This window comes from Amycolatopsis sp. NPDC049252 (assembly GCF_043197175.1).
GTDB lineage: Bacteria > Actinomycetota > Actinomycetes > Mycobacteriales > Pseudonocardiaceae > Amycolatopsis.
This window is the reverse complement of record NZ_JBICSQ010000003.1, coordinates 317,814-336,835: the sequence shown is the minus strand read 5'-3', so window position 1 is coordinate 336,835 and position 19,022 is coordinate 317,814. Positions and strand designations below refer to the sequence as shown.

At 71.3% G+C, this 19,022-nt stretch carries 18 protein-coding genes; 9 read left to right on the top strand and 9 right to left on the bottom strand.

Going from position 1 to position 19,022, the window contains the following annotated elements; genetic code table 11:
- The 5 genes from ACGFMK_RS07110 to ACGFMK_RS07090 form a co-directional block, all read right to left on the bottom strand.
- Nucleotides 1–1,071: an MSMEG_0568 family radical SAM protein gene (locus tag ACGFMK_RS07110; protein WP_392759192.1), complete on the bottom strand. Its 1,071-nt coding sequence runs from the start codon at nt 1,069–1,071 to the stop codon at nt 1–3.
- A gap of 8 nt (nt 1,072–1,079) precedes the next feature.
- Nucleotides 1,080–1,592 carry an MSMEG_0572/Sll0783 family nitrogen starvation response protein gene (locus ACGFMK_RS07105; protein WP_003073383.1) on the bottom strand — a complete coding sequence of 171 codons (513 nt, stop codon included), beginning with the start codon at nt 1,590–1,592 and terminating at the stop codon, nt 1,080–1,082.
- A gap of 4 nt (nt 1,593–1,596) precedes the next feature.
- On the bottom strand, nt 1,597–2,433 hold the full coding sequence (locus ACGFMK_RS07100) for an amidohydrolase family protein (protein ID WP_392759190.1): 837 nt from the start codon (nt 2,431–2,433) through the stop codon (nt 1,597–1,599).
- On the bottom strand, nt 2,433–3,755 hold the full coding sequence (locus ACGFMK_RS07095) for an MSMEG_0569 family flavin-dependent oxidoreductase (protein ID WP_392759188.1): 1,323 nt from the start codon (nt 3,753–3,755) through the stop codon (nt 2,433–2,435). Before ACGFMK_RS07095 ends, ACGFMK_RS07100 begins: the two co-directional genes overlap by 1 nt.
- A gap of 267 nt (nt 3,756–4,022) precedes the next feature.
- A complete protein-coding gene (locus ACGFMK_RS07090) occupies nt 4,023–4,625 on the bottom strand; it encodes a hypothetical protein (RefSeq protein ID WP_392759186.1) in 603 nt (200 codons plus the stop codon).
- 490 nt (nt 4,626–5,115) lie between these two features.
- On the opposite strand from ACGFMK_RS07090, the gene ACGFMK_RS07085 reads away from it, so the two are divergent.
- The gene (locus ACGFMK_RS07085) at nt 5,116–6,036 is read left to right on the top strand and encodes an alpha/beta fold hydrolase (protein ID WP_392759185.1); all 921 of its coding nucleotides are present in this window, start codon (nt 5,116–5,118) and stop codon (nt 6,034–6,036) included.
- Between the two features lie 278 nt (nt 6,037–6,314).
- Here ACGFMK_RS07085 and ACGFMK_RS07080 read toward each other — a convergent pair whose 3' ends face one another.
- From ACGFMK_RS07080 to ACGFMK_RS07070, 3 genes are all read right to left on the bottom strand, one after another.
- A complete protein-coding gene (locus ACGFMK_RS07080) occupies nt 6,315–8,924 on the bottom strand; it encodes a CHAT domain-containing protein (protein ID WP_392759183.1) in 2,610 nt (869 codons plus the stop codon).
- Nucleotides 8,925–9,014: 90 nt separating this feature from the next.
- Nucleotides 9,015–9,176: a hypothetical protein gene (locus ACGFMK_RS07075; protein ID WP_392759182.1), complete on the bottom strand. Its 162-nt coding sequence runs from the start codon at nt 9,174–9,176 to the stop codon at nt 9,015–9,017.
- Nucleotides 9,177–9,556: 380 nt separating this feature from the next.
- Complete coding sequence (locus ACGFMK_RS07070) at nt 9,557–10,705, bottom strand: serine hydrolase domain-containing protein (RefSeq protein ID WP_392759180.1); 1,149 nt, start codon at nt 10,703–10,705, stop codon at nt 9,557–9,559.
- A gap of 103 nt (nt 10,706–10,808) precedes the next feature.
- On the opposite strand from ACGFMK_RS07070, the gene ACGFMK_RS07065 reads away from it, so the two are divergent.
- The 4 genes from ACGFMK_RS07065 to ACGFMK_RS07050 all read left to right on the top strand — a co-directional run bounded on the left by ACGFMK_RS07065 (nt 10,809) and on the right by ACGFMK_RS07050 (nt 13,787).
- Entirely contained in the window at nt 10,809–11,225 is a 417-nt protein-coding gene (locus ACGFMK_RS07065; RefSeq protein ID WP_392759179.1) for a hypothetical protein, read from the top strand.
- A 36-nt stretch (nt 11,226–11,261) separates the two neighbouring features.
- The gene (locus ACGFMK_RS07060; protein WP_392759177.1) at nt 11,262–11,624 is read left to right on the top strand and encodes a VOC family protein; all 363 of its coding nucleotides are present in this window, start codon (nt 11,262–11,264) and stop codon (nt 11,622–11,624) included.
- A gap of 81 nt (nt 11,625–11,705) precedes the next feature.
- Nucleotides 11,706–13,376 (top strand): hypothetical protein, encoded by a 1,671-nt coding sequence (locus ACGFMK_RS07055; RefSeq protein WP_392759176.1) that lies wholly within the window; start codon nt 11,706–11,708, stop codon nt 13,374–13,376.
- Nucleotides 13,377–13,391: 15 nt separating this feature from the next.
- Complete coding sequence (locus ACGFMK_RS07050) at nt 13,392–13,787, top strand: NUDIX domain-containing protein (protein ID WP_392759175.1); 396 nt, start codon at nt 13,392–13,394, stop codon at nt 13,785–13,787.
- A gap of 931 nt (nt 13,788–14,718) precedes the next feature.
- Here the strand turns inward: ACGFMK_RS07050 and ACGFMK_RS07045 are convergent.
- A complete protein-coding gene (locus tag ACGFMK_RS07045) occupies nt 14,719–15,018 on the bottom strand; it encodes a YciI family protein (RefSeq protein ID WP_392759174.1) in 300 nt (99 codons plus the stop codon).
- 201 nt (nt 15,019–15,219) lie between these two features.
- Here ACGFMK_RS07045 and ACGFMK_RS07040 point away from each other — a divergent pair, with 201 nt between their 5' ends.
- The 4 genes from ACGFMK_RS07040 to ACGFMK_RS07025 are packed head-to-tail and all read left to right on the top strand — an operon-like array spanning nt 15,220 to nt 19,012.
- On the top strand, nt 15,220–16,128 hold the full coding sequence (locus tag ACGFMK_RS07040; RefSeq protein WP_392759173.1) for a hypothetical protein: 909 nt from the start codon (nt 15,220–15,222) through the stop codon (nt 16,126–16,128).
- Nucleotides 16,129–16,147: 19 nt separating this feature from the next.
- On the top strand, nt 16,148–17,338 hold the full coding sequence (locus ACGFMK_RS07035; RefSeq protein ID WP_392759172.1) for a pyridoxal phosphate-dependent aminotransferase: 1,191 nt from the start codon (nt 16,148–16,150) through the stop codon (nt 17,336–17,338).
- An 11-nt stretch (nt 17,339–17,349) separates the two neighbouring features.
- Complete coding sequence (locus ACGFMK_RS07030; protein WP_392759170.1) at nt 17,350–18,294, top strand: phosphotransferase enzyme family protein; 945 nt, start codon at nt 17,350–17,352, stop codon at nt 18,292–18,294.
- A 28-nt stretch (nt 18,295–18,322) separates the two neighbouring features.
- Entirely contained in the window at nt 18,323–19,012 is a 690-nt protein-coding gene (locus tag ACGFMK_RS07025; RefSeq protein ID WP_392759168.1) for a TetR/AcrR family transcriptional regulator, read from the top strand.
- Nucleotides 19,013–19,022 lie beyond the last annotated feature (10 nt).

Below are 19,022 nucleotides of genomic sequence, written 5' to 3'. Positions count from 1 at the left end.
TCAGCCACCCGCCGCGCTGAGCAGGCCGCAGGCACCGCACGCGGCGCAGCCCGCGCCCTGGTCGGCGCCGGTCATCCCGGCCGCCCGCAGCAGCGCGGCGATCCGACCGGTGACGTCGGCGACCAGCGCGGGCGAAGGCGCGGTCGCGCCGTCCCGTCGGGCCAGCGTGCCGGCCATCGGCCGCATCGGCACGGCGAACGGGTAGACGCCCAGGTCGATCAGCCGTCCGGCACCCTCCACCAGGGAGTCCGGATCCTCGCCGAGTCCGATCAGCAAGTACGTCGAGACGCGGTTGCGGCCGAAGACGCGGACCGCTTCCGCCCACGCGGCTTCGTACTCCGCCAGCGGCACGGTCGACTTGCCCGGCATCCAGCGCCGCCGGACGTCGTCGTCCAGGGACTCGACGTGGATGCCGATCGACGTCGCCCCGGCGTCGCGCAGGTCCTGGAGGACGCCGAGGTCGCCCGGCGGCTCGATCTGCACCTGGATCGGCAGGCCCGGCACGGCGTCGAGCACCGCGCGGACGCAGCGCACGAGGTGCCGGGCGCCGCGGTCGGGACCGGACGTCGTGCCGGTGGTCATCACCATCTGCCGGACACCGTCGAGCCGCACCGCCGCCTCGGCGACCTCCGCGAGCTGCTGCGGGGTCTTCGCGGCCACCGTGGACCCCGCCCGCAGCGACTCCTCGATGGTGCAGAACCGGCAGCGCTGGTCCTCGGTGTACCGGATGCACGTCTGCACGACCGTCGTCGCGAGGACGTCCTTGCCGTGCAGCAGCGCGATCTTCCGGTACGGCACACCGTCTGCTGTGGACAGATCGTAGAACCGCGGCCGGCCGACCGGGGCGACACTCAGGCCGAGGTCGATCGTCTCGCGGAAGATCCGGCCGTCGCGGACGACGTACGGGCTCTCGGGGTTCAGCGGCAGCGTGGCGTTGGCACCGTCGACCACCAGGTGGCCGTCGTCGCTCGGCCCGGCGCCCTTGCTGCGCTGTACGGGTGCGTCTGCGCGCACCCCGCGGACGGCGATGTCGGCGCGGGTTTCCAAATCCTCTTCGATGCCAACGCGCACACCGGCTCCTAGAACATGTAGGTGGAGTTGATGATCGCGCCCTTGCGCGCGTAGTGGATCAGCGCGTCCTGGACGTCCAGCGGGTGCGTCGGGATGACCCCCTCGATGAGGTCCTCCTCGCGCGCGCCGTGCAGCGACAGGCCGAAGCGGCAGCAGTAGGCCTTGCCGCCCTCGCTGATGAACGTCTTGAGCTGGTCGTTGATATTCAGCTCACCCGGGAACGCGGCGTTGCCGGTGGTCGGAAAGCCGCGCGTGGCCAGGCAGTTCAGCGAACCCGGGCCGTAGAAGTAGATCGCGGCTTCGAAGCCCTTCCGCAGCGCGCGGGTCGCCTGCAGGATCGCGACGAAGCTCACCGACGACTCGTGCGCGATGCCGTGCACGAGCGTGAAGTAGCTCTGGCCGGGTTCGGCCTGGTAGTCCGGGAAGACCTTGGTCCCGCCGTACAGGTTGGACCCCTGCGGCAGCGACGGGTGCGGGATCTCGTCGAGGCTGGTCTTCTCGGTCTCGGTCAGCTCTGCCATCGGTCTATTTCCCTTTCTTCGGTCCGTACAGCACATCGAACGTGCCGCGGAAAACCAGGTCGGCGAGCTCGCCGTCGCCGGCCGCGGCGGCCAGCTTGGCGAGTTCGCCCGCGTGATCGCCCCACGGCTCGTCGGAGGCGAACAGCACGCGGTCGTGGCCGAGGCCCCGGCGTGAGATCTCCTCGACGAGCCAGCGGGGCGTGAAGCCGATCGCCCAGGACAGGTCCGTGTAGACCTGCTTCCCGGCGGCGATCCAGTCGAAGAAGCGGCCGCCGACGAGCTTGATGTGCCCGCTCATCCCGCCGCCGAAGTGCACGAGGTGCAGCTTGACGTCGCCGGCGTAGGCGTCGACGAGCTTGCCGACCTCGTCGATGTCCGACGCCGCGCCCGGCGAGGTGTGGACGTGCACCACGAGGTCGTGTTCCCTCGCCGTGGCGAAGATCTTGTCGAGCTGCGGCTGGCACGCGGGGTCGGAGGCCTTGCCGCCCAGCAGGAAGCTGAGCTTGAGCGCCCGCACGCCTGGTTCGCCGGCCAGCTTCAGCGCACTGTCGGTCCGGCCGGCGTCTTCGGCCCGCGGCGACACCCACAGGGCGGCGCTGATCCGGTCGTCCTTGCCCGCCGCCTCGACGCAGAGTTCGTTGAAGGAGAACGCGACCGCCGGATCGGGGATGCCGTAGTTCGGGATCACCAAAGCACGTTCGGTGCCCTCACGGTCCAAATCGGACAGGAGCTCGCCGATCGTCGCGCGGCTGCCGATCGCGGGTGCGACCGGCGGGCCGCCGTAGAACGGGTAGGCCGGGAGCACGCCGAGGTGGCGGTGGGCGTCGTTCGTCCAGCGCATCAGGCCACCGTCCGCGGCGCGACCCAGTCGTCGTCGGCCGGATAGGTGCTGACCGGCGTGCCCGACAGCCAGCGGACGTCGCCGCCGCGGCCGACGTCGGTGATCCGCCGGGCCAGGTACTCGGCGTCCGCGGCCACGCCGCAGAACCGCCCGGAGCCCCAGGTGTGCTGCCAGGGCAGGCCGAGGAAGTACAGGCCGGGGCAGCTCGTGACGCCGCGGTGGTGCGTCGGGTAGCCCTTGCCGTCGAACACCGGGACGTCGATCCAGCGGTGGTCGCGGCCGAAGCCGGTGCTCCAGACGACGGCGGAAAGCGCTTCCGCGTCGAGGGCGCGTTGACCGTCCTGTGGCTCCCACACCGGCTTGTAGCGCTCCTCCTTCGGCGCGGCCACCCCGCGTTTCGCGATGTAGGCGTCGATGGAGTCCTTGATGCCCTCGGACACGGCGTCCGCCGCGTCGAGGTTGCGGCGCAGGTCGTCGGCGAACGCCAACTGTCCACTTCGGACGTTCTTGAGCCGGCCGTAGAGCTGCATGCCCTGGGCGGCGAACGCGCGCAGGTCGATGTCGTGGCCGCCGTCGCGCCCGGTGACGTAGTGGTTGGCCCGGAACCGCACGGCGTCCGCGTCGGCGAACTCGTCGATTCCCCTGGCGTAGTAACCCATTTCGTCGAGCCAGGCGACGACGTCCCGGCCGCGGTAGCGCCGGGCCACCCGCGGCGCCGACCCGACGGCCAGGTGCACCCGCCGCCCGGCCAGGTGCAGGTCCTCGGCGATCTGGCAGCCGGACTGCCCGGTGCCGACGACCAGGACGTCGCCGTCCGGCAGCTGGTCCGGGTTGCGGTACTCGGCCGAGTGCAGCTGGACGACGTGGTCCGGCAGCCGCTCGGCCAGCCGCGGCTTCAGCGGCACCTGGTAGGGGCCGGTGGCCAGCACGACGTGGTCGGCGGTCAGCTCGCCGGCCGACGTCGTCAGCCGGAACCCACCACCGGGCAGCTGCCGCAGCCGCTTCGCTTCGACGCCCTCGCACAGCGGGACGTCGAACGCCTTCACGTACGACTCGAGGTAGGTGACGATCTCGTCCCGGACCATGAACCCGTCCGGGTCATCACCCGGATAGGGGAAACCGGGGAGCCGGCACTGCCAATTCGGCGTGACCAGGCAGAAACTGTCCCAGCGGCGGGTCCGCCACTCGTGCCCCGCGCGCTCGCGCTCGAGCACGAGGTGCCCGACCCCGGCGGAGGTCAGGCAATGGGACATCGACAGTCCCGCCTGGCCACCGCCGACCACGATCACCGGCCGATGCAGGCCGTCGAGCTCGAAGTTCATGCCGATCAGTGCACCGGCGAACCATTTCCGGACGGTTTCATCCGGAACATCGGCGTGTTACCAGACCCGCGTTGGGTAACGCTTCTCCCGGCGTGCGCTTAACACCATTCAGAACAACGGAGGCCACTGTTCTTCGCGGTCACACCGCCGCTGAGGACGGGCAACGCGTGGTCCCGGTCGTGGACCGAGGGTGACCGGGACCCGACAGTCACCGGGCGGAGGCGAACCCCGGCCACCGTGGTGTGATCACTTCGGCCGAGCCGCCGGTCAGCGGCCGGGCCTGCCGTGGCCGTGCTGCCAGGAGCTGATCGCCGAGCTCACCATGGCGCGCCACTGGTCCTCGGGCGCCGGGGTCGACGACGTCGTCACGGGGTTCGCGGGCTTGCGCCCCGCGACGGGGCGGCTCGTCGTCTTGACGGGGGTGTCCTGCAGCCCGGCGGTCAGCGGGGGCGGCGCCGCCGAGGCGCTGAACGTCGCGACGGCCTCACTCGAGGTCACCGGCGGGGGCGGCGCGGCCGCACCCGGCGGCGGCACGGCCGTGCCCCCGACCTCGTGCGGCTGGAAGAGCACCACGGCGGCCAGCCCGAGCGCGACGGCCGCGACCGCGCCGACGACGAACGGCTGCGTGCGCCGCGGCGGGTCGGCGGGAGGTGCGTCGAGCGGGCGCTTGTCATCGGGCTCGTCGGCGGCGGCCAGCTCGGCGTCGAGGATCGCGAGCGGGTCCGGCCTGGGATCGGGTTCGGGTTCCGCGGCAAGCTCCTCGGCGAGTCTCGCGTCGAGTTCACCGCGGATCATCAGCGGCTTCGTCTGCGAAAGGTTCACCAGTTCGGCGACCGAGGGGAGTTCGCCCTCACCGCCCGTGCGTGCCATCGGAAGACCTCCACCTGTCGGCCCGGCCGTGTACGGGGGTCACCCTACTGGGCGACTACAGGCCGGAGCTCACCGTGTGCCGAGAGAAGCCGGTGACGGTCGTCAGTGTGAGCGTCGCCACCCAATAGGCGGCGCGCATGACCCGCACGGTGAGCACCCCGGTCATGCCCGGCAGCCTAGAGCGGACGGTCCCCCGTCCCCAGCGCCGATCCGGGGTGCCCGGACCGGTCCACCCGGACCGGGAGCCGCCTGCCCAGCATCCGCCGCCACGGACGGCGCGCGTGGCGGCGCGGGCGGGGCTCCTGGTGGACGAAGTGGAAACTCGCGCGGCACGACATGCCTTCGAGGGATACCGGGGTACCGGAGGTATGTCGACACGAACAACGGGTACCCCGGGAAAACCAGTACCGGGGAACACCTTTCCCGGCCGGTTCTTGTCACGTGGGCCAGGATTCGTGACCTGGTTCCGGGTTCGCGAGAAAGGCCGCCGATGACCCTCCAGACCCGCCACATCACCCTGCACGGCCGCCGGATTCTGCTGCACGAGCAGCCGGCGGCCGAGACCGACGAGGCGATCGTGCTGCTGCACGGGATCGCGGGCAGCGCCGAGACGTGGCGGCCGGTCCTCGAGCGGTGCGCCACGCTGAACCGCCGGGTGCTGGCCCTCGACCTGCCCGGGCACGGCGAGTCCGACGCGCCGCGCGCGGACTACGGGCTCGGCTCGATGGCCAGCGTCGTGCGGGACGTGCTGGCGGTGTCCGGCGTCCGGCACGCGACCGTCGTCGGGCACTCGCTCGGCGGGGGCATCGCGCTGCAGTTCGCCTACCAGTTCCCGGAGATGTGCGACCGGCTGGTGCTGGTGGACAGCGGCGGGCTCGGCCGCGAGGTGAGCCCGGTGCTGCGGGCCGCGACGCTGCCCGGCGCCCAGCTCACCCTGGCCCTGACGATCAACCCGGCGACGGTGGCCGCCGCCCGGGCCGCGACCCGCGTCGCACGGCTCCTGGGCGTGTCGCCGAAGACCGAAACCCGGGAGCTGGCCCGCCATTTCGGCTCGCTCGCCGACCCGGCGCGGCGGCGCGCGTTCCTGTCCATCGCCCGCGGCCTGCTGGACCTGCGCGGTCAACGGGCCAGCGCCGTCGAGAAGCTCTACCTGGCGGCGGACGTGCCGATGCTGCTGATCTGGGGTGAGCGCGACCCGCTCATCCCGGTCGCCCACGGCCACCGGACGGCCGAGGTCCTGCCGGACAGCCGCTTGACGGTCCTGGAGAACACGAAGCACTTCCCCCACGTGGCCGACCCGGACCGGTTCTGCCTGCTGCTGAACGAGTTCGTCACGGAGACGAAGCCCGCCCGCCTCACCCTGGACGACATGGTGGCCCGCCTGGAAGCCGCCGACCCCACCGACACGTGATCAGAGCGCCAGCGCAGGTGATGGCCGAGTCGAAACGAGTTCCCCACGCTCGCCGTGTCGGCCCTTCAATCACACGGGTCGGCTTCCCCACCACACGCGTCGCCCCTTCCGTCACGCGAGTCGGCTTCCCCTTCACGGGAGTCGGCCGCGTGTCGACAGCCCCACCACGCGAGTCGACCCTTCAAACACGCGCGTCGACCTCTCCAGCACGCGTGTCGGCCCCTCAACCGGCGTGTCGACCTTCCCACCACGCGTGTCGGCCTTCCACCGGACACCGGTTAGCCGGCGCCCAGGCAGACGAAGGGGCGGCGGAACGGGTCGACCGCGATCGCGTCGGCCAGGGCCAGCGCCGGGCTGTCGCGGACCGCGAGGGCCCGGTAGTAGTCGTCCATCGCGGCGGCCGAGGCGAGGTCGCCGACCCGGGACAGCGGGGCGATCACCGTCCGGGAGCCGCTCGCCAGCAGCGCGCTGGCGAATCCGAGCGCCTCGTCGCCCGGGCGGATCCGGTTCAGCGCGAGCTCGCACGCGGCGAACACGACCTGCCGCGGTGGCTGCCGCAGCCCGGCCATCTCGTGCCCGAACATCGAGCCGTCGGCCAGCTCGAGGCGGGAGAACAGGGCGTTCTCCGGCTCGTGCGCGCCGTGGGCGGCGAAGTGGGCCAGCTTCGCGCCGTCCATCGCGCGCAGCACCGACTTCACCGTGGCCTTCGCGCCCGTCATCGTCGTCGCGGTGCGGTAGTGCGTGGTCAGCTTCTCGAGCTCACCGCGGGCGCCGGCCAGCCCCGGGCCGCGGACGAGCACGATCTTGCGCGCCCGAGTCGACTTAGTCAGCTCGGCGGCGAGCCACGCGGTCGCCGACGGCGCGACGACCGTCGGCCGGCCCCGCAGGCCCGGCAGCACGCCCCACGGCACCGCGTACAACGGCCCGGTGGGGACGATGACCAGGTCACGATCATCTAACAGCTCTTCGAGGGGCTGGATCAGCTGCGCGTCGAGCCGGTCGGCCTGCTTGCGTGCCGAAGCCATGACGACCTCGGCCAGCCGTTCGGGCAGGTTGTCGGGCGCCAGCGCGTCGAGGTCGACGTTCAGCACCCGCGCCGACTCGGCGGCGTCCCCGGCCGAGCCGAGCCGCACCAGCCGGCACTCACCGCCGGCGATGACCACGGCGACCAGCTCGTCACCGGAAGCGGCGAAGCTGACCATGGCCCGCTCGCACAGCCGCGCGACGACCTCGTTCAGTCCGGCGACCGGCCGCGGCCGGCCCCAGCGCCCGGTGTGCCACCCGAGGCGCTGCGCCTCCCGGAGCCGTTCGTTGTACTTGGCGCGCAGGCTCGCGCTCGGGTGCCCGTCGTGCTGGGCCTCCTGGATGGCCTGCCCGAGACCGCGGACCTCGGCCACCCGCGCGGCCAGCTCGGGGGCGGTCCCGGCGGACAGCGGCTCGTAGCGGTAGGTCTGCGCTCGCGTCCGTTCCAGCCAGACGAACAGCCGCCGGGCGTCGCTGCGTTCGAGCACGAGCTTGACGGCGAGGTCGGCGAGCTCCTGGCCGTGTAGCGCGGTCCCGGACACGAGGTCCAGGCCGCCCATCCGGTCGCGGACGGCGTCGAGCTCGGTCAGCCCGGACCGGATCTCGGTGAGCGCCTTGGCCCGGTTCCCCTGTGCGACGGCCAGTTCGGCCCGGCAGAGCCGGCGCAGCATCCGGTAGTCGACCGGGGTGAGCTGCCCGGGCCGCGGCACGAGAGCGAGGGTTTCGGCGGCGCGCTTGAGGTTCCCGCGCCGGATGTCGAGCCGGACGGCCAGCATCCGCGCGGTCGCGGCCTGCTCGGCGAGCCGGGGCAGCGGCATCTTCTCGGCGATCCGGATCGCCCGCGCCGACAGACCGGCGGCGACGACGCCGGTGCTCAGCGCCTCGCGGGTGTCGGCCCGCAGCCCGATGATCGTCGCGTTGGCGACGCAGGTCCGGCAGCCCGCGCGCAGCATGCGCCGGCGCGCCGACGCGGCCATCTGCCGGGCCAGGTCGACCTCGTCGTTCATGAGCGCGGCCGAGGCGCGCTGGAGCTCGGCCTGCGCCAGCTCCCGGCCGACGCTGTTGTCCTTCAGCATCGCCGCCATGGCCTCGTCGAGGTGATCACTCGCCTCGTCGGCCAGCCCGGCGGCCATCAGCGCCTGGGCGCGCTCGAGCCGCAGCGGCGGCGGAACGTCCATCTCCAGGTCCCGGTACGTGCGTTCGCCTTCGTCGTAGAGGCGCAGGGCCTCCGGGACGTCGCCGGTCCGCAGCGCCAGGGTGCCGAGGATCCGGCGGACGTCCGCGGCCTCGGCGTGCAGCTCGTGCCGCTCGGCGATCTCGATCGACCGGGTCAGGTCCCCCTGGGCTTCGACGACGTTGCCGAGCCGGGTGTGCGCCCAGCCCCGCGTCGACAGCGTCTGCACGAACGCGCCCATCCAGGCGTGCGGGTCGGGACCGTTCGCCAGCCGGAACTCCTTGTCGGCCAGCGACTGGCTGAAGTGCTCGATGCTGTCCTCGTTGCGCCCGACCGTCATCAGCCGCAGCCCGTAGTTGTGGTTGAGCGCGCCGTTGAGTTCCGCCTGCAGCACGGGGTCCTCGATGGCGTTGATCAGGAGCCGGACGTCGTCCAGCCCGGCCAGACCGGCGGCGACGTCCCCGGTGATCTCCGACGACATCGCGGCCAGCGTGGAAGCGAGTCTGATGCGTGCGACGAGCCACTCGGTGCGGTAGCCGGCCTCCACCGGGTGGATCGAGTCGAGCAGCGCCATCCCCCGTCGAAGCAGCCGGACGCCCTCGTGGAAGCGGGCCACGCACGAGGCGTCGGTCGCCGCTCGCTGGAGATCGCGGACCCTGGCGATGAGTTCGGACGGGTCCAGGTTTGTCACAGGCACTCTCCTATGACAGCACAGCCGATGGCAGAAAGAAGCCCGCCTACTGGTCGAAGATCAGCAGGCGGGCGACGAAGCCGAGCGAGCTCAGCCCTTGATGACCTGATAGCAGTTGCCGCTGCACTCCGTGTGGGCCGGGTGGCCGTCGTGGACCTTGCCGTCCTCGTCGGTCCACTGGACCAACGGCGTGGTCGGCTCCTCGGTCGGTTCCGGAGTCTCTTCGGGCTTGGTGTCCGTGGGCGTCGACATGGTCGATCTCCTCTCCCCTGGGGATCTGCATGGGGACGCTGACCGGTGACGGTGAGTCCCCATCGCGGGGCCCTCTCCCCGCGAACGGCCCAATAGTTGCACAACAAAGCATTGATCGGGAGAGTTTTTACTACAGAAAGTCAGATCGACCGGCGTGAACAGGCCAGATGCGCCGGCCGAAACGTCCTAAAGAGTGAACCCTGTAACGGCGTTCATCAGGACGTGCATCGCCGCCGAGTGGGTTACGGCGCTCGGGACCATGCGGGGCCACGTGTACGTCCGGATACGGATCGTCACCCAAGGCACTGAGGCCGGGAAGGGAAAGCTCCCATCCCGGCCTCTGCCGCGTGGCCACTTCGCTCTTGTGTGCCGTTGCAGGGTCAGCCGCGATGGGTCACCACCGCCGTGTGGACCGCCCGGACGAGGCGGGTGTTCTCCGGGGCCGCGCCGCCGGGGAAGGCGAACCGGCGGCGGTTGTAGCCGTACGCGAGGCCGCTGCGCGGGTCCGCGAACGCCTGGGAACCGGCCGCGCCGCTGTGGCCGAACGCTCCCTGGCCCAGCACCGGGTAGTCGTACCCCACGGCCGAGAAACCCAGCCCGAACGCGTTGCCCCCTCGGGTCGAAAGGTCGTCGCCGATCGAGTGGATCTGGGCGAAGTCCGCCGCGGTTTCCTTGGCCAGGAGGGGTTCCGGGCCGCTGATCGCCGCCGCGTACATGCCCGCCAGGCCGCGTGCGGAGGCGACGCCGCCGACCGAGGCCGGGCTCAGCCGGCGGATCGTCTTGATGTTCGGCAGGTCCCAGAGCTCCGGCGCCTTCGGGTGGTTGCGGTTGAACGCGATCGCCGTGATGCTGTCTGGCCCCGTCGCGTTCGCCGCCAGCTCGGCCAGCTGCTCGGGCGTCGGCAGCATCGGCAACGTCGTCAGGAACCGCGGCTCCAGCTCCTCGGGCAAGCCCAGGTAGAAGTCCAGCGCGTACGGCTCGCGGACGCGCTCCTCGTAGTGCTCCTGGATGCTGCGGCCCGTGACGCGCCGGACGACCTCGCCGGTCAGCGCGCCGATCACCAGAGCGTGGTAGCCGAACGCCGTTCCCGGGCGCCAGTAGGGCTTCTGTGGCGCGAGACGCTCGGCGATGACCCGGTCGTCGGCGAGTTCTTCGGCCGTGAACCCGTCGTCGGCGCCGACGACGCCGGCGCGGTGCGCCAGGAGGTCCCGCAGCGTGATCCCGGCCTTGCCCGCGGCACCGAACTCCGGCCAGTAGTGACTGACCCGCTCGTCGAGGTCCAGCACGCCGTCCTGCACCAGCAGCGCGACCACCAGGTGCGCGGCGCCCTTGGTGGAGGAGAACACCCCGGTCAGCGAGTCGGCGGTGATTTCCGGCCCGGTCCACAGGTCGACGACGCGCTCGCCGTCGACGTGGGCGACGAGCTGGGCGGCGTAGTCCCCGCCCTCGCCGGTCGCGACGGAGGCGAACTCCTCCCGGACGGACTCGTACCCGTCGGCGACGGTTCCCTGGATGTGCTCGGACGACATGGCGGCTCCCTCAGTGATCATTACGCCTGCGCCAAGGTGCAAGCCGGTGCGGCGCCGGGGTATTCCGGGTAACACGGAGCCGTGCGGAGGTGATACTCCGGCCATGGGGGAACCTGACTACGACACCGAGTCCACGGAAACCAAGCCACGAAGCCGCGGCCTCGGGATCTCGGCGGTCGCGATCGGCGCGTCCGGCCTGACGCTGGCGGTGGCGACCTGGGCGGCCTGGCTGATCGTCCGGCCGCAGGTCGTGGCCGCGTGGGCGTACTCATGGGTCGTGCACGCGTTCGTACTGGTGCTCGGCGCGCTGTGGTTCGCGCTGCTGCCGATCAGCGTGCTGGCACTGGTCTTCGGCGTGTACGCCGGCGCGCGCACCACCCCGGGACCGGGCCGGATCGGCGCGACCCTCGGCGTGCTCACGATCTTGCTCGCGTTGTCCGGCGCCGCGGTGTTCGCGACGTCGTCGTTCGGCGACGCCGGCCCGCCGTACGCCTATTTCGACACCCAGACCGGACGCTGAGGGTAGATCACCGCCGCCGGCGGGTAGCCACCGCTCATGAAGCTGACTTCGACCGTGCTCGGCGCACGGGATCCCCGTGCGCTCGCCGTGTTCTACGCGACCCTGCTCGGCTGGTCGATCAAGACCGACGAGCCGGAGCGGGTGACGCTCCACCCCGACGACGGCGGCCCCGGCCTCTCGTTCCAGCTGGAGCCCGACCACGTGCCGCCGGAGTGGCCGCACGCGAACGGAGTCCAGCAGATGCAGATGCACCTGGACATCGAGGTCGACGACCTCGATGCGGCCGGCGCGGCCGCCATCGACGCAGGCGCCGGGCTGGCCGCGTTCCAGCCCCAGGAGAAGGTCCGCGTGTACCTCGATCCGGCCGGGCATCCGTTCTGTCTCTGGACGCGCGAATGACGTGACGCCCCGCGTTCGCCCGGTCACAGGATCCGCTATGTTCGCTTGAGGTACCGGTTCCTGGCGAACGGAGTGAGTCCTGTGGGGGTGCACCGGATCTGGCACCACGGACTGGTACCCGTCGAGGGAAAGCGCCCCCTGGACGCCTTGCGCAGCAGGCTGATCACCCGCCAGCGGCAGCACGACGACTACACCGTCACCGATCTCGGCTCGTCCGACGACGGCGGATCGCGCCGGTGCGACCTCAAGTTCGCGTGGCCGGGCCACGAAGGCCGCTACTCCGTTCAGGTATTGCTTTCGCTGTGCTACCGCGCCGGCGAAGACCGCGTGGCGTGGTTGCTGGCGGCGGCGTGCACGCGGCCGTGGCGCAGCTGCCACGAAGCACCGGCGCGACGGATCGGCTTGGAGGAGCTGGGCGCCAGCGGCAGCGACGAGATCCCGATCGAGGGGCCGGTGCTGTCGATGCGCGGCTGGTCCCGCGAGGAGTGCGACCGTGTCGCGGATCTGCTCGCCGAGGCGCTTGCGGCGCCGTGGCGGACGTCGGCGGTGCTGGTGCTCACCGAGCCGCCGACGGAGCCGGTCGAGGGCTGGCCGGGGCTGGTGAACGTGTTCGACGTCGACGACCGTTTCCGCCGTACCCTCAACAGCCACCTCCCCCTCGGTTGCGCGGTGCCGCTGGGCGCGCGGCTGTTCGTGCCGCCGTGCGACGAACTGCCGGACTTCGTCGACCCGGCCAGCCCGCTCTCGCACCAGGCTCTCGAGGGTGCGATCACGCGGTTCATCCAGACGCGGAGCCGGACGCCGCTGCCCGACGAGTGGGCGGAGGTGCCGAGTGTGCGGGCCTGGTACGCGGCGGATCCGTTCGCGCCGCCGGACGAGGAACCCGATGCCGGGCTGACCGAAAAGCTGGATCGCGTCGAGCGCGAACTGGCGGAGGCACGCGGCGTGATCACCATTCTGCGCAAGAAGGCCAAGGCGGGCGCGGAAGAGCGGGATCGCGCGACGTGCGAGGTGAAGGCGCTCCGGCGCCGGCTCGAGGAGCTGTCGGCGATCGACGTCGCCTGCCTGCAGGAGCAGCTGGCGCGGTTGCAGGAGGAGGTGGATGATTACGCGCGCGCCTTCGATGAAATGGAGGCCGAACGCGACGAACTCAGGCGCGCCAACGGGTTGCTGGCCGGCACGCTGACCCGCTACCACGACGCGGGTGCCGAGGTCGCCGACGCCGAGTGCCCGCCCACCGACTTCCCGAGCTTCGCGGACCTGATCGGCGCGGCCACCGCGACGCTCAAGCACCTCGCGATCACGGCCGAACCCGCGCCGACGGCGATCCTCGACCACCACCCGAAGGCCGCTGCCTGGCGCCGCAAGGCGTGGGACGCGCTCCGCACGCTCGACGCCTACGCGGGGGCTCGCCGCTCGCTGCTCGACGCGGGGCAGGATCCCGGGCCCGAGCTGTCGGACGTGCTCGCGTTCGCGCGCACCGGCCAGCCGGGTTCGCTGATCAGCGCCAACATCATCGCGCTGGCCGAGTCGGACACCGTCACCACGAACGAACGGCTGCGCCAGGCCCGCACCTTCCGCGTCGACCCGCGGACCAATCCGGCGGGCCGCGACTACTTCGGCGCCCACATCGCGCTGGAGCGCTTCAAGTCGCCGGCCCCGCGGCTGCACTTCCTCGACGACACCGACGGCACGGGGACGGTCTACGTCGGGTACCTGGGTGCCCACCTGCCGACGTCGAAGACCAACTGAGCGAGAATCGCGCGCATGACCGAGCACAAGCACCTCGCCTACTGCTGGATCGCCCGCGGTGACGAGGTGCTGTTCCTGCGCCGCGCGCCCGGCGTCTTCCTCGGCGGGCGCTGGGAACTGCCGGGCGGGACGGCCGAACCGGGTGAACCATTCGAGGCCACAGCGGTGCGCGAAGCGGCGGAGGAAACCGGGCTGACGGTCCGGATCAAAGGCGAGCGCAGCCGCGATTCCTGGCCGGACATCACGGGAAGGCCGCTGCACATCCACGCGATCGTCTACACGGCCGAGGAAACGGGCACGGGCGACGTGGTACTCAATCCGGAAGAGCACGACGACTTCGCGTGGCTGACCCCGGCGGAGGCACGCGCTTTGGAGCTGCCGAAGCACTTTCGCCGGCTGCTGTCTTCGTAGCCTGCCTCTGCCCGGCAGGCGGATCGATCTGGTCACAGCACTGACGTTACCCGAACACACGTGCGAAGATCATCGCTGAATCGGGTGATGTTGACGGTGGGGTTCCGCGTGCGGTTTCTGTTGTGGCGCAAGGGGAATTTCGGGAATTTGATGGGCGCTGCCCCCGGTTTCCATGCTACCGGAAGGCACCGACAGAAACAGAGGTGCGGCGGGCGTGGCCGAGCGGGACCAAGGTTGAGCGGCGGGCAAATCGCGGTACGGCGGGCAGCTGGGCGCCAGCCAGGGTCGGCGGCGAGCAAAATCCGGCGTGGCTGACAGGACCCGGACTACAGGCGAGGCTCGGCGGTGGGCGAGGCTGCGCGGCAGGAAGGAGCGCGGTGCGCGAGGCGGCACATGGCAAGCGAGGCGGCGAGGCGGCCAAACGCGGCGCAACGGAAAGGACCGGGACGGGGGCTGAGCGCAAGCCCGATGCGGCAGGCGAGGTGGCACAGTGACAAGAAGGCTGGGCGGCGTTCGAGGCGGCGCAGGCGGCAAAATCCGGCGCTACAGGTAAGACCGGGCGCCAGGAGAGGCGCCATGACAGGCAAACCGCGGCATAGCGAGCACGACCGGACGACAGACTAGGCGACACAGCGAACGAGCCGGGTCGCGCCACGGCAGGCAAACCGCGACATAGCCAGCAAGATCGGACGGCAGATGGAGGCAGGTGGCGCCATGGCAGGCAAATCGCGGCATGGCGAGCAGGACCGGACAGCGGGTGAGGCGGCGCGCAAAACCGCGGCGCAGCGGGCGAGCCGGGTGGCAGCGAGTCAAGGAGAAAGCCAGTCCGGGCAGCAGCAAAGTCGAACGGCGAACAAGCCCATGAGGGCGTCGTTTTTCGCCGGTAGGTGGCGGGCTGCGTTGCGGGCCACCTGGCCGGGGCGTGCTTCTCTCAGGAGGCCAGGGCCTCGTTGATCGCCGCCAGTTCCTGGGCGGTGCGGGTGGCGGTGAATTCGATGACGTCGTAGCGGGCGAGGCGCTGGACCACGAACGGGTCGCTGGCGAGGACCGCGTCGAGTTTGCCGCGCAGGATCGGGCGGGTGAGGATCACCTGGTCGGCCGCACCTCTTCCCTTTCCGGAAACGAGGAAAAGCCCTCTCGTGAATTGGGTGCGCACCCAGTCCGAATGGTCCGGGAGCGCGTAGTCGACTTCTGTTTCGGGTGCCGTGTAGGTCAGCAAGGCGATGTACATGATTCAATAGTAGAACTCCCCGGCCCGCCCCGCATCCGCCTGCCGAGTGGCGCCGCGCACCGCATTCGGCAATATTCCGGTCAAGAATCGCCACAATTCTTTACGACGGCTTTCGGAATCCACCGTACGTAGCTCGGCGTACGACGGGGAGTCGACGCCGGGCCGACGCGGCGGGGCCGTCCGGCACGCGAGACTCGGTGCATGAACGCACTGACCCGGATCTGGCACGACGGCCGGCCCGCCGAACGCGCCGCCTACGTCGTCGGCGCGGTCCTCTTCGTGAGCGGCCTCGGGCACGCGATCGTGCTCCTCGGCACCGGCGGCTCGTGGCTGGGGCCGTTGTCGATGCGCAAGGCCGTCACCTTCGGCCTCTCGTTCGGGCTGACGCTGGCCTCGGTCGCCTGGGCGACGTCGTTCCTCACCGTCCGGCCGCGGTGGCGCTCAGTGCTGCTGGGCGCGTTCAGCGTCGCCAGCGTCGTCGAGGTCGCGCTGGTCAGCATGCAGGCCTGGCGCGGCGTGCCGTCGCACTTCAACTTCGAGACGCCGTTCGACAACGTCGTGTCGATGACGCTCGCCGCCGGTGGCGGGGTGCTCATCCTGACCGTCATCGGCTTCACCGCCGCCGCGCTCGTGGCGCCCGGTCCGGACGCGCCGAGCCTGCGTCTCGCCATCCGGGCCGGCCTGGTCGTGCTGGTGGTCGCGCTGGCCACCGGCGCGGTGATGATCGCCCGCGGGGTCGTGGCGGCCCGCGGCGGCGACCCGCAGCTGGCCTACACCACCGCCGGCTCGCTCAAGCCGCTGCACGCGGTCGCGATGCACGCGATCCTCGTGCTGCCCGGGCTGGCGTGGCTGCTCACCTTCACCCGCTGGCCCGAGGCCCACCGGATGCGCGTCGTCAAGCTCGCGGTCACAGCCGACGCGGTGCTCACCGCCGTGATCGGCGTCGAGTCGTTCACCGGCGTGTCGCCGTTCGGCGCGCCGCTGCCGGTGCTCGCGCTGTCCGCCGTGTCGGCGGCCGCGCTGGCCGGCACCGGCCTCTACGCGCTGAGTGGCATTGAACCGGGAATCCGATTCGTACGTATCTCCGATGGGAAGGCAAGGGGCCGGTAAAACGGCGGACGGAGACCACGTGCGGCACGGCATGACCACGAGCGGCCTTTTCCAGCAGAGCCAGGCACACAGCCCGTCGTTCTTCTCCGTCATGCGGGCCATGGGCCGGCACGGCGACGATCTCGCGGACTTCTGCATCCCGTGCAACCCGTACTTCCCGACCGACGAGATGTTCGGGGAGCTGGAGCGCAACCTCCGCACGATCCTCAAGTTCTACCCGAGCGACGCCGGCGCGATCACCGCGCAGCTGGCACACGTGCTCCGGCTGAACCCGTCGACGATCTCCCTGGCCAACGGCTCCACCGAGCTGATCACCTGGATCGACCAGCTGCTGGTGGACTCCAGCGTCGCGGTGCCGATCCCGACGTTCGGCCGCTGGACCGACCAGCCGCTGGAGACCGGCAAGCGCGTCGACATGTTCCTGCTCAAGGAAGCGAACCACTTCGAGCTGCGCGTCGACGAGTACATCGAGTTCATCAAGCGCCGCGGCTCGCGCGTCGCGGTGCTGTGCAACCCGAACAACCCCGACGGCGGGTACCTGCCGCGGCGCGAGGTCATCCGGTTCATGGACGCCCTCGAAGACCTCGACCTCGTGGTGATCGACGAGTCGTTCATCGACTTCGTCGAGGTCGAGATGGCGCCGTCGGTGGCCGCCGAAGCCGTCGTGCGGCCGAACGTCATCGTGCTGAAGAGCCTCGGGAAGAACTTCGGGCTGCACGGGATCCGGTTCGGCTACCAGGTGTCGAACCCGGCGCTGACCCGCCGGCTGTCGGCCGCGCTGCCGAAGTGGAACCTGAACGCCCTGGCCGAGACGGTGATCTTCATGCTCGCCGAGCGCCGCGCGGAGTACGAGGAGAGCCTCAAGCGGCTGGCGCTCGACCGGTTCATGATGAACTCGCAGCTCGGGCAGTTCCAGGAGCTGACGGTGTACCCGTCGCAGGCGAACTTCCTGCTCGTGAAGCTGCCCGGCTCGGTCGACGGCGCCGAGCTCTGCGACTACCTGCTCGCCGAGCACCACCTGCTGGTGCGCCAGTGCGGCAACAAGATCGGCATGACCAGCCAGTTCATGCGCTTCGGAGTGCGGCCGGACACCGAGGTCGAGCGGCTGGTCGAGGGACTGCGCGGGGTGGAGCGGCTCGGCGGCGGGCGCCACACGCCGACCATCGAGCTCGTCTCGCACGCCCGCGAACCCGAACGGTCGATCAGCTGACCACGTGGTCGATGGCCGACTTCCAGGCGAACACCCGGCCGTTCGCCGAGCTCGACCGCGCGGGGCGCACCCGGCGGCTGCGGAGGCTGGCCGAAGCGGCACTGACCGAGTACGACGTCCCGGTGGCGAGGCTGACGCCGCTGCCCCGCGGGCGCAACACGGCGTTCCGGGTCGACGGTGCGGACGGCCACCGGTACGTGCTGCGGATCGAACGGCCGGACGGCCCGAGCGTCGCGCAGGTGCGGGCCGAGATGGCCTGGCTCGCCGCGCTGTGCCGCGAGACGGACCTGGCGGTGCCGCGGCCGGTCCCGACGCGGGAGCGGCACGCGGCCACCGTCGTCGCCGACCCGGCGGTGCCCGAACCGCGCACCTGCGCGCTGTACCGCTGGCTCGAGGGCCGGTTCCTCGACGAGCGGCTGAGCGCGCCGCAGCTGTACCGGCTGGGCGAGTTCACCGCGCGGCTGCACCGGCACGGCGCCCGGATGAACGGCCTCGACCGCGGCCGGGCCGACGACCTCACGGCGTTCGGCCGGGCGCAGGTGGACGGCTTCTCGGACACCGTCGTCGATCGGGCGGTCGCACTGGCCGGGGGCGACGAGGGCGCCCGCGCCGCGCTGGGGCGGGTCCGGGCCGTGCGGTCCGCGCTCGGGTTCGGCGCCGACGTGTTCGGGCTCGTCCACGGCGGCCTGCACCAGGAGAACTACCTGTTCCACCGCGGCCGGGTGCGGGTGGTCGACTTCGACGACTGCGGGTTCGGCCACTACGCCTACGACCTGGCGGTGACCGTCGACGCGTTTGCCCACCTCCCGCAGCACGCGGAGCTGCGGGAGGCGCTGCTGGACGGGTACCGGTCGGTGCGCCCGGCGACGTTCGCGACCGACCCGGCCGTGCTGAACGCCTTCGTCGGCCTTCGCCGGGTTCAGCTGCGGCTGCGCGAGCTCGACGGTCACCCCTGACGTTACAACTCGCCGCTACAATTGCTACATGGCCGGACGATCGAGCAACGCCACCTCCACCCGCGACCGCCTCCTGCTGGCCGCCGGGCAGCTCCTGCACGAAGCGGACGGCGGGGCGGTGTCGACGCGGGCGATCTGCGAGCGCGCCGGCGTCCAGGCCCCGACGCTCTACCACCACTTCGGCAGCAAGCAGGGCCTGCTCGACGCCGTCGTGAACTACGGCTTCACCCAGTACGTCCAGGCGCCGGAGACCGGCGGCGACCCGGTGGCGCGGATCCGCGAGGGCTGGGACCGGCACGTCGCGTACGGCCTGGAGAACCCCGCGTTCTACGTGCTGCTCTACGGCCAGATCGAGCCCGGTGTGCCGTGCAACCTCACCAGCAGCGCCGAGGCGATGCTGCTGGAGCTGTTCACGCCGCTCGCCCGCGCCGGGCGGCTGCGGGTCGAGGCGACGGAGGCCGCGCGGCAGTTCGCGGCGGCGAACAGCGGGGTCACCCTCAGCCTGATCGCCCAGCCCGAAGGTGCCCGTGACCTGGCGATGTCCGCGCAGGTCCGGGACTCCGTGCTGGCCGGGCTGCTCACCGACGGCCCGGCCGCGGGGTCGTCGACGGGCGCCCTCGCGGTCGCTTTGTCGACCGCGCTCGAGGACGACGTCGACGCACTGACGACCACCGAGCGGCAGCTGCTGCGCGAGTGGCTCCACCGCCTCGCCAGCTGACGCTACATTT

Coding starts and splice junctions, on each gene's coding strand:
- ACGFMK_RS07070 (WP_392759180.1), bottom strand. CDS start 10,705: ATGTCGTCCGAGCACATCCAGGGAACCGTCGCCGACGGGTACGAGTCC.
- ACGFMK_RS07095 (WP_392759188.1), bottom strand. CDS start 3,755: ATGAACTTCGAGCTCGACGGCCTGCATCGGCCGGTGATCGTGGTCGGC.
- ACGFMK_RS07100 (WP_392759190.1), bottom strand. CDS start 2,433: ATGCGCTGGACGAACGACGCCCACCGCCACCTCGGCGTGCTCCCGGCC.
- ACGFMK_RS07040 (WP_392759173.1), top strand. CDS start 15,220: ATGAACGCACTGACCCGGATCTGGCACGACGGCCGGCCCGCCGAACGC.
- ACGFMK_RS07105 (WP_003073383.1), bottom strand. CDS start 1,592: ATGGCAGAGCTGACCGAGACCGAGAAGACCAGCCTCGACGAGATCCCG.
- ACGFMK_RS07060 (WP_392759177.1), top strand. CDS start 11,262: ATGAAGCTGACTTCGACCGTGCTCGGCGCACGGGATCCCCGTGCGCTC.
- ACGFMK_RS07050 (WP_392759175.1), top strand. CDS start 13,392: ATGACCGAGCACAAGCACCTCGCCTACTGCTGGATCGCCCGCGGTGAC.
- ACGFMK_RS07065 (WP_392759179.1), top strand. CDS start 10,809: ATGGGGGAACCTGACTACGACACCGAGTCCACGGAAACCAAGCCACGA.
- ACGFMK_RS07045 (WP_392759174.1), bottom strand. CDS start 15,018: ATGTACATCGCCTTGCTGACCTACACGGCACCCGAAACAGAAGTCGAC.
- ACGFMK_RS07090 (WP_392759186.1), bottom strand. CDS start 4,625: ATGGCACGCACGGGCGGTGAGGGCGAACTCCCCTCGGTCGCCGAACTG.
- ACGFMK_RS07085 (WP_392759185.1), top strand. CDS start 5,116: ATGACCCTCCAGACCCGCCACATCACCCTGCACGGCCGCCGGATTCTG.
- ACGFMK_RS07030 (WP_392759170.1), top strand. CDS start 17,350: ATGGCCGACTTCCAGGCGAACACCCGGCCGTTCGCCGAGCTCGACCGC.
- ACGFMK_RS07025 (WP_392759168.1), top strand. CDS start 18,323: ATGGCCGGACGATCGAGCAACGCCACCTCCACCCGCGACCGCCTCCTG.
- ACGFMK_RS07075 (WP_392759182.1), bottom strand. CDS start 9,176: ATGTCGACGCCCACGGACACCAAGCCCGAAGAGACTCCGGAACCGACC.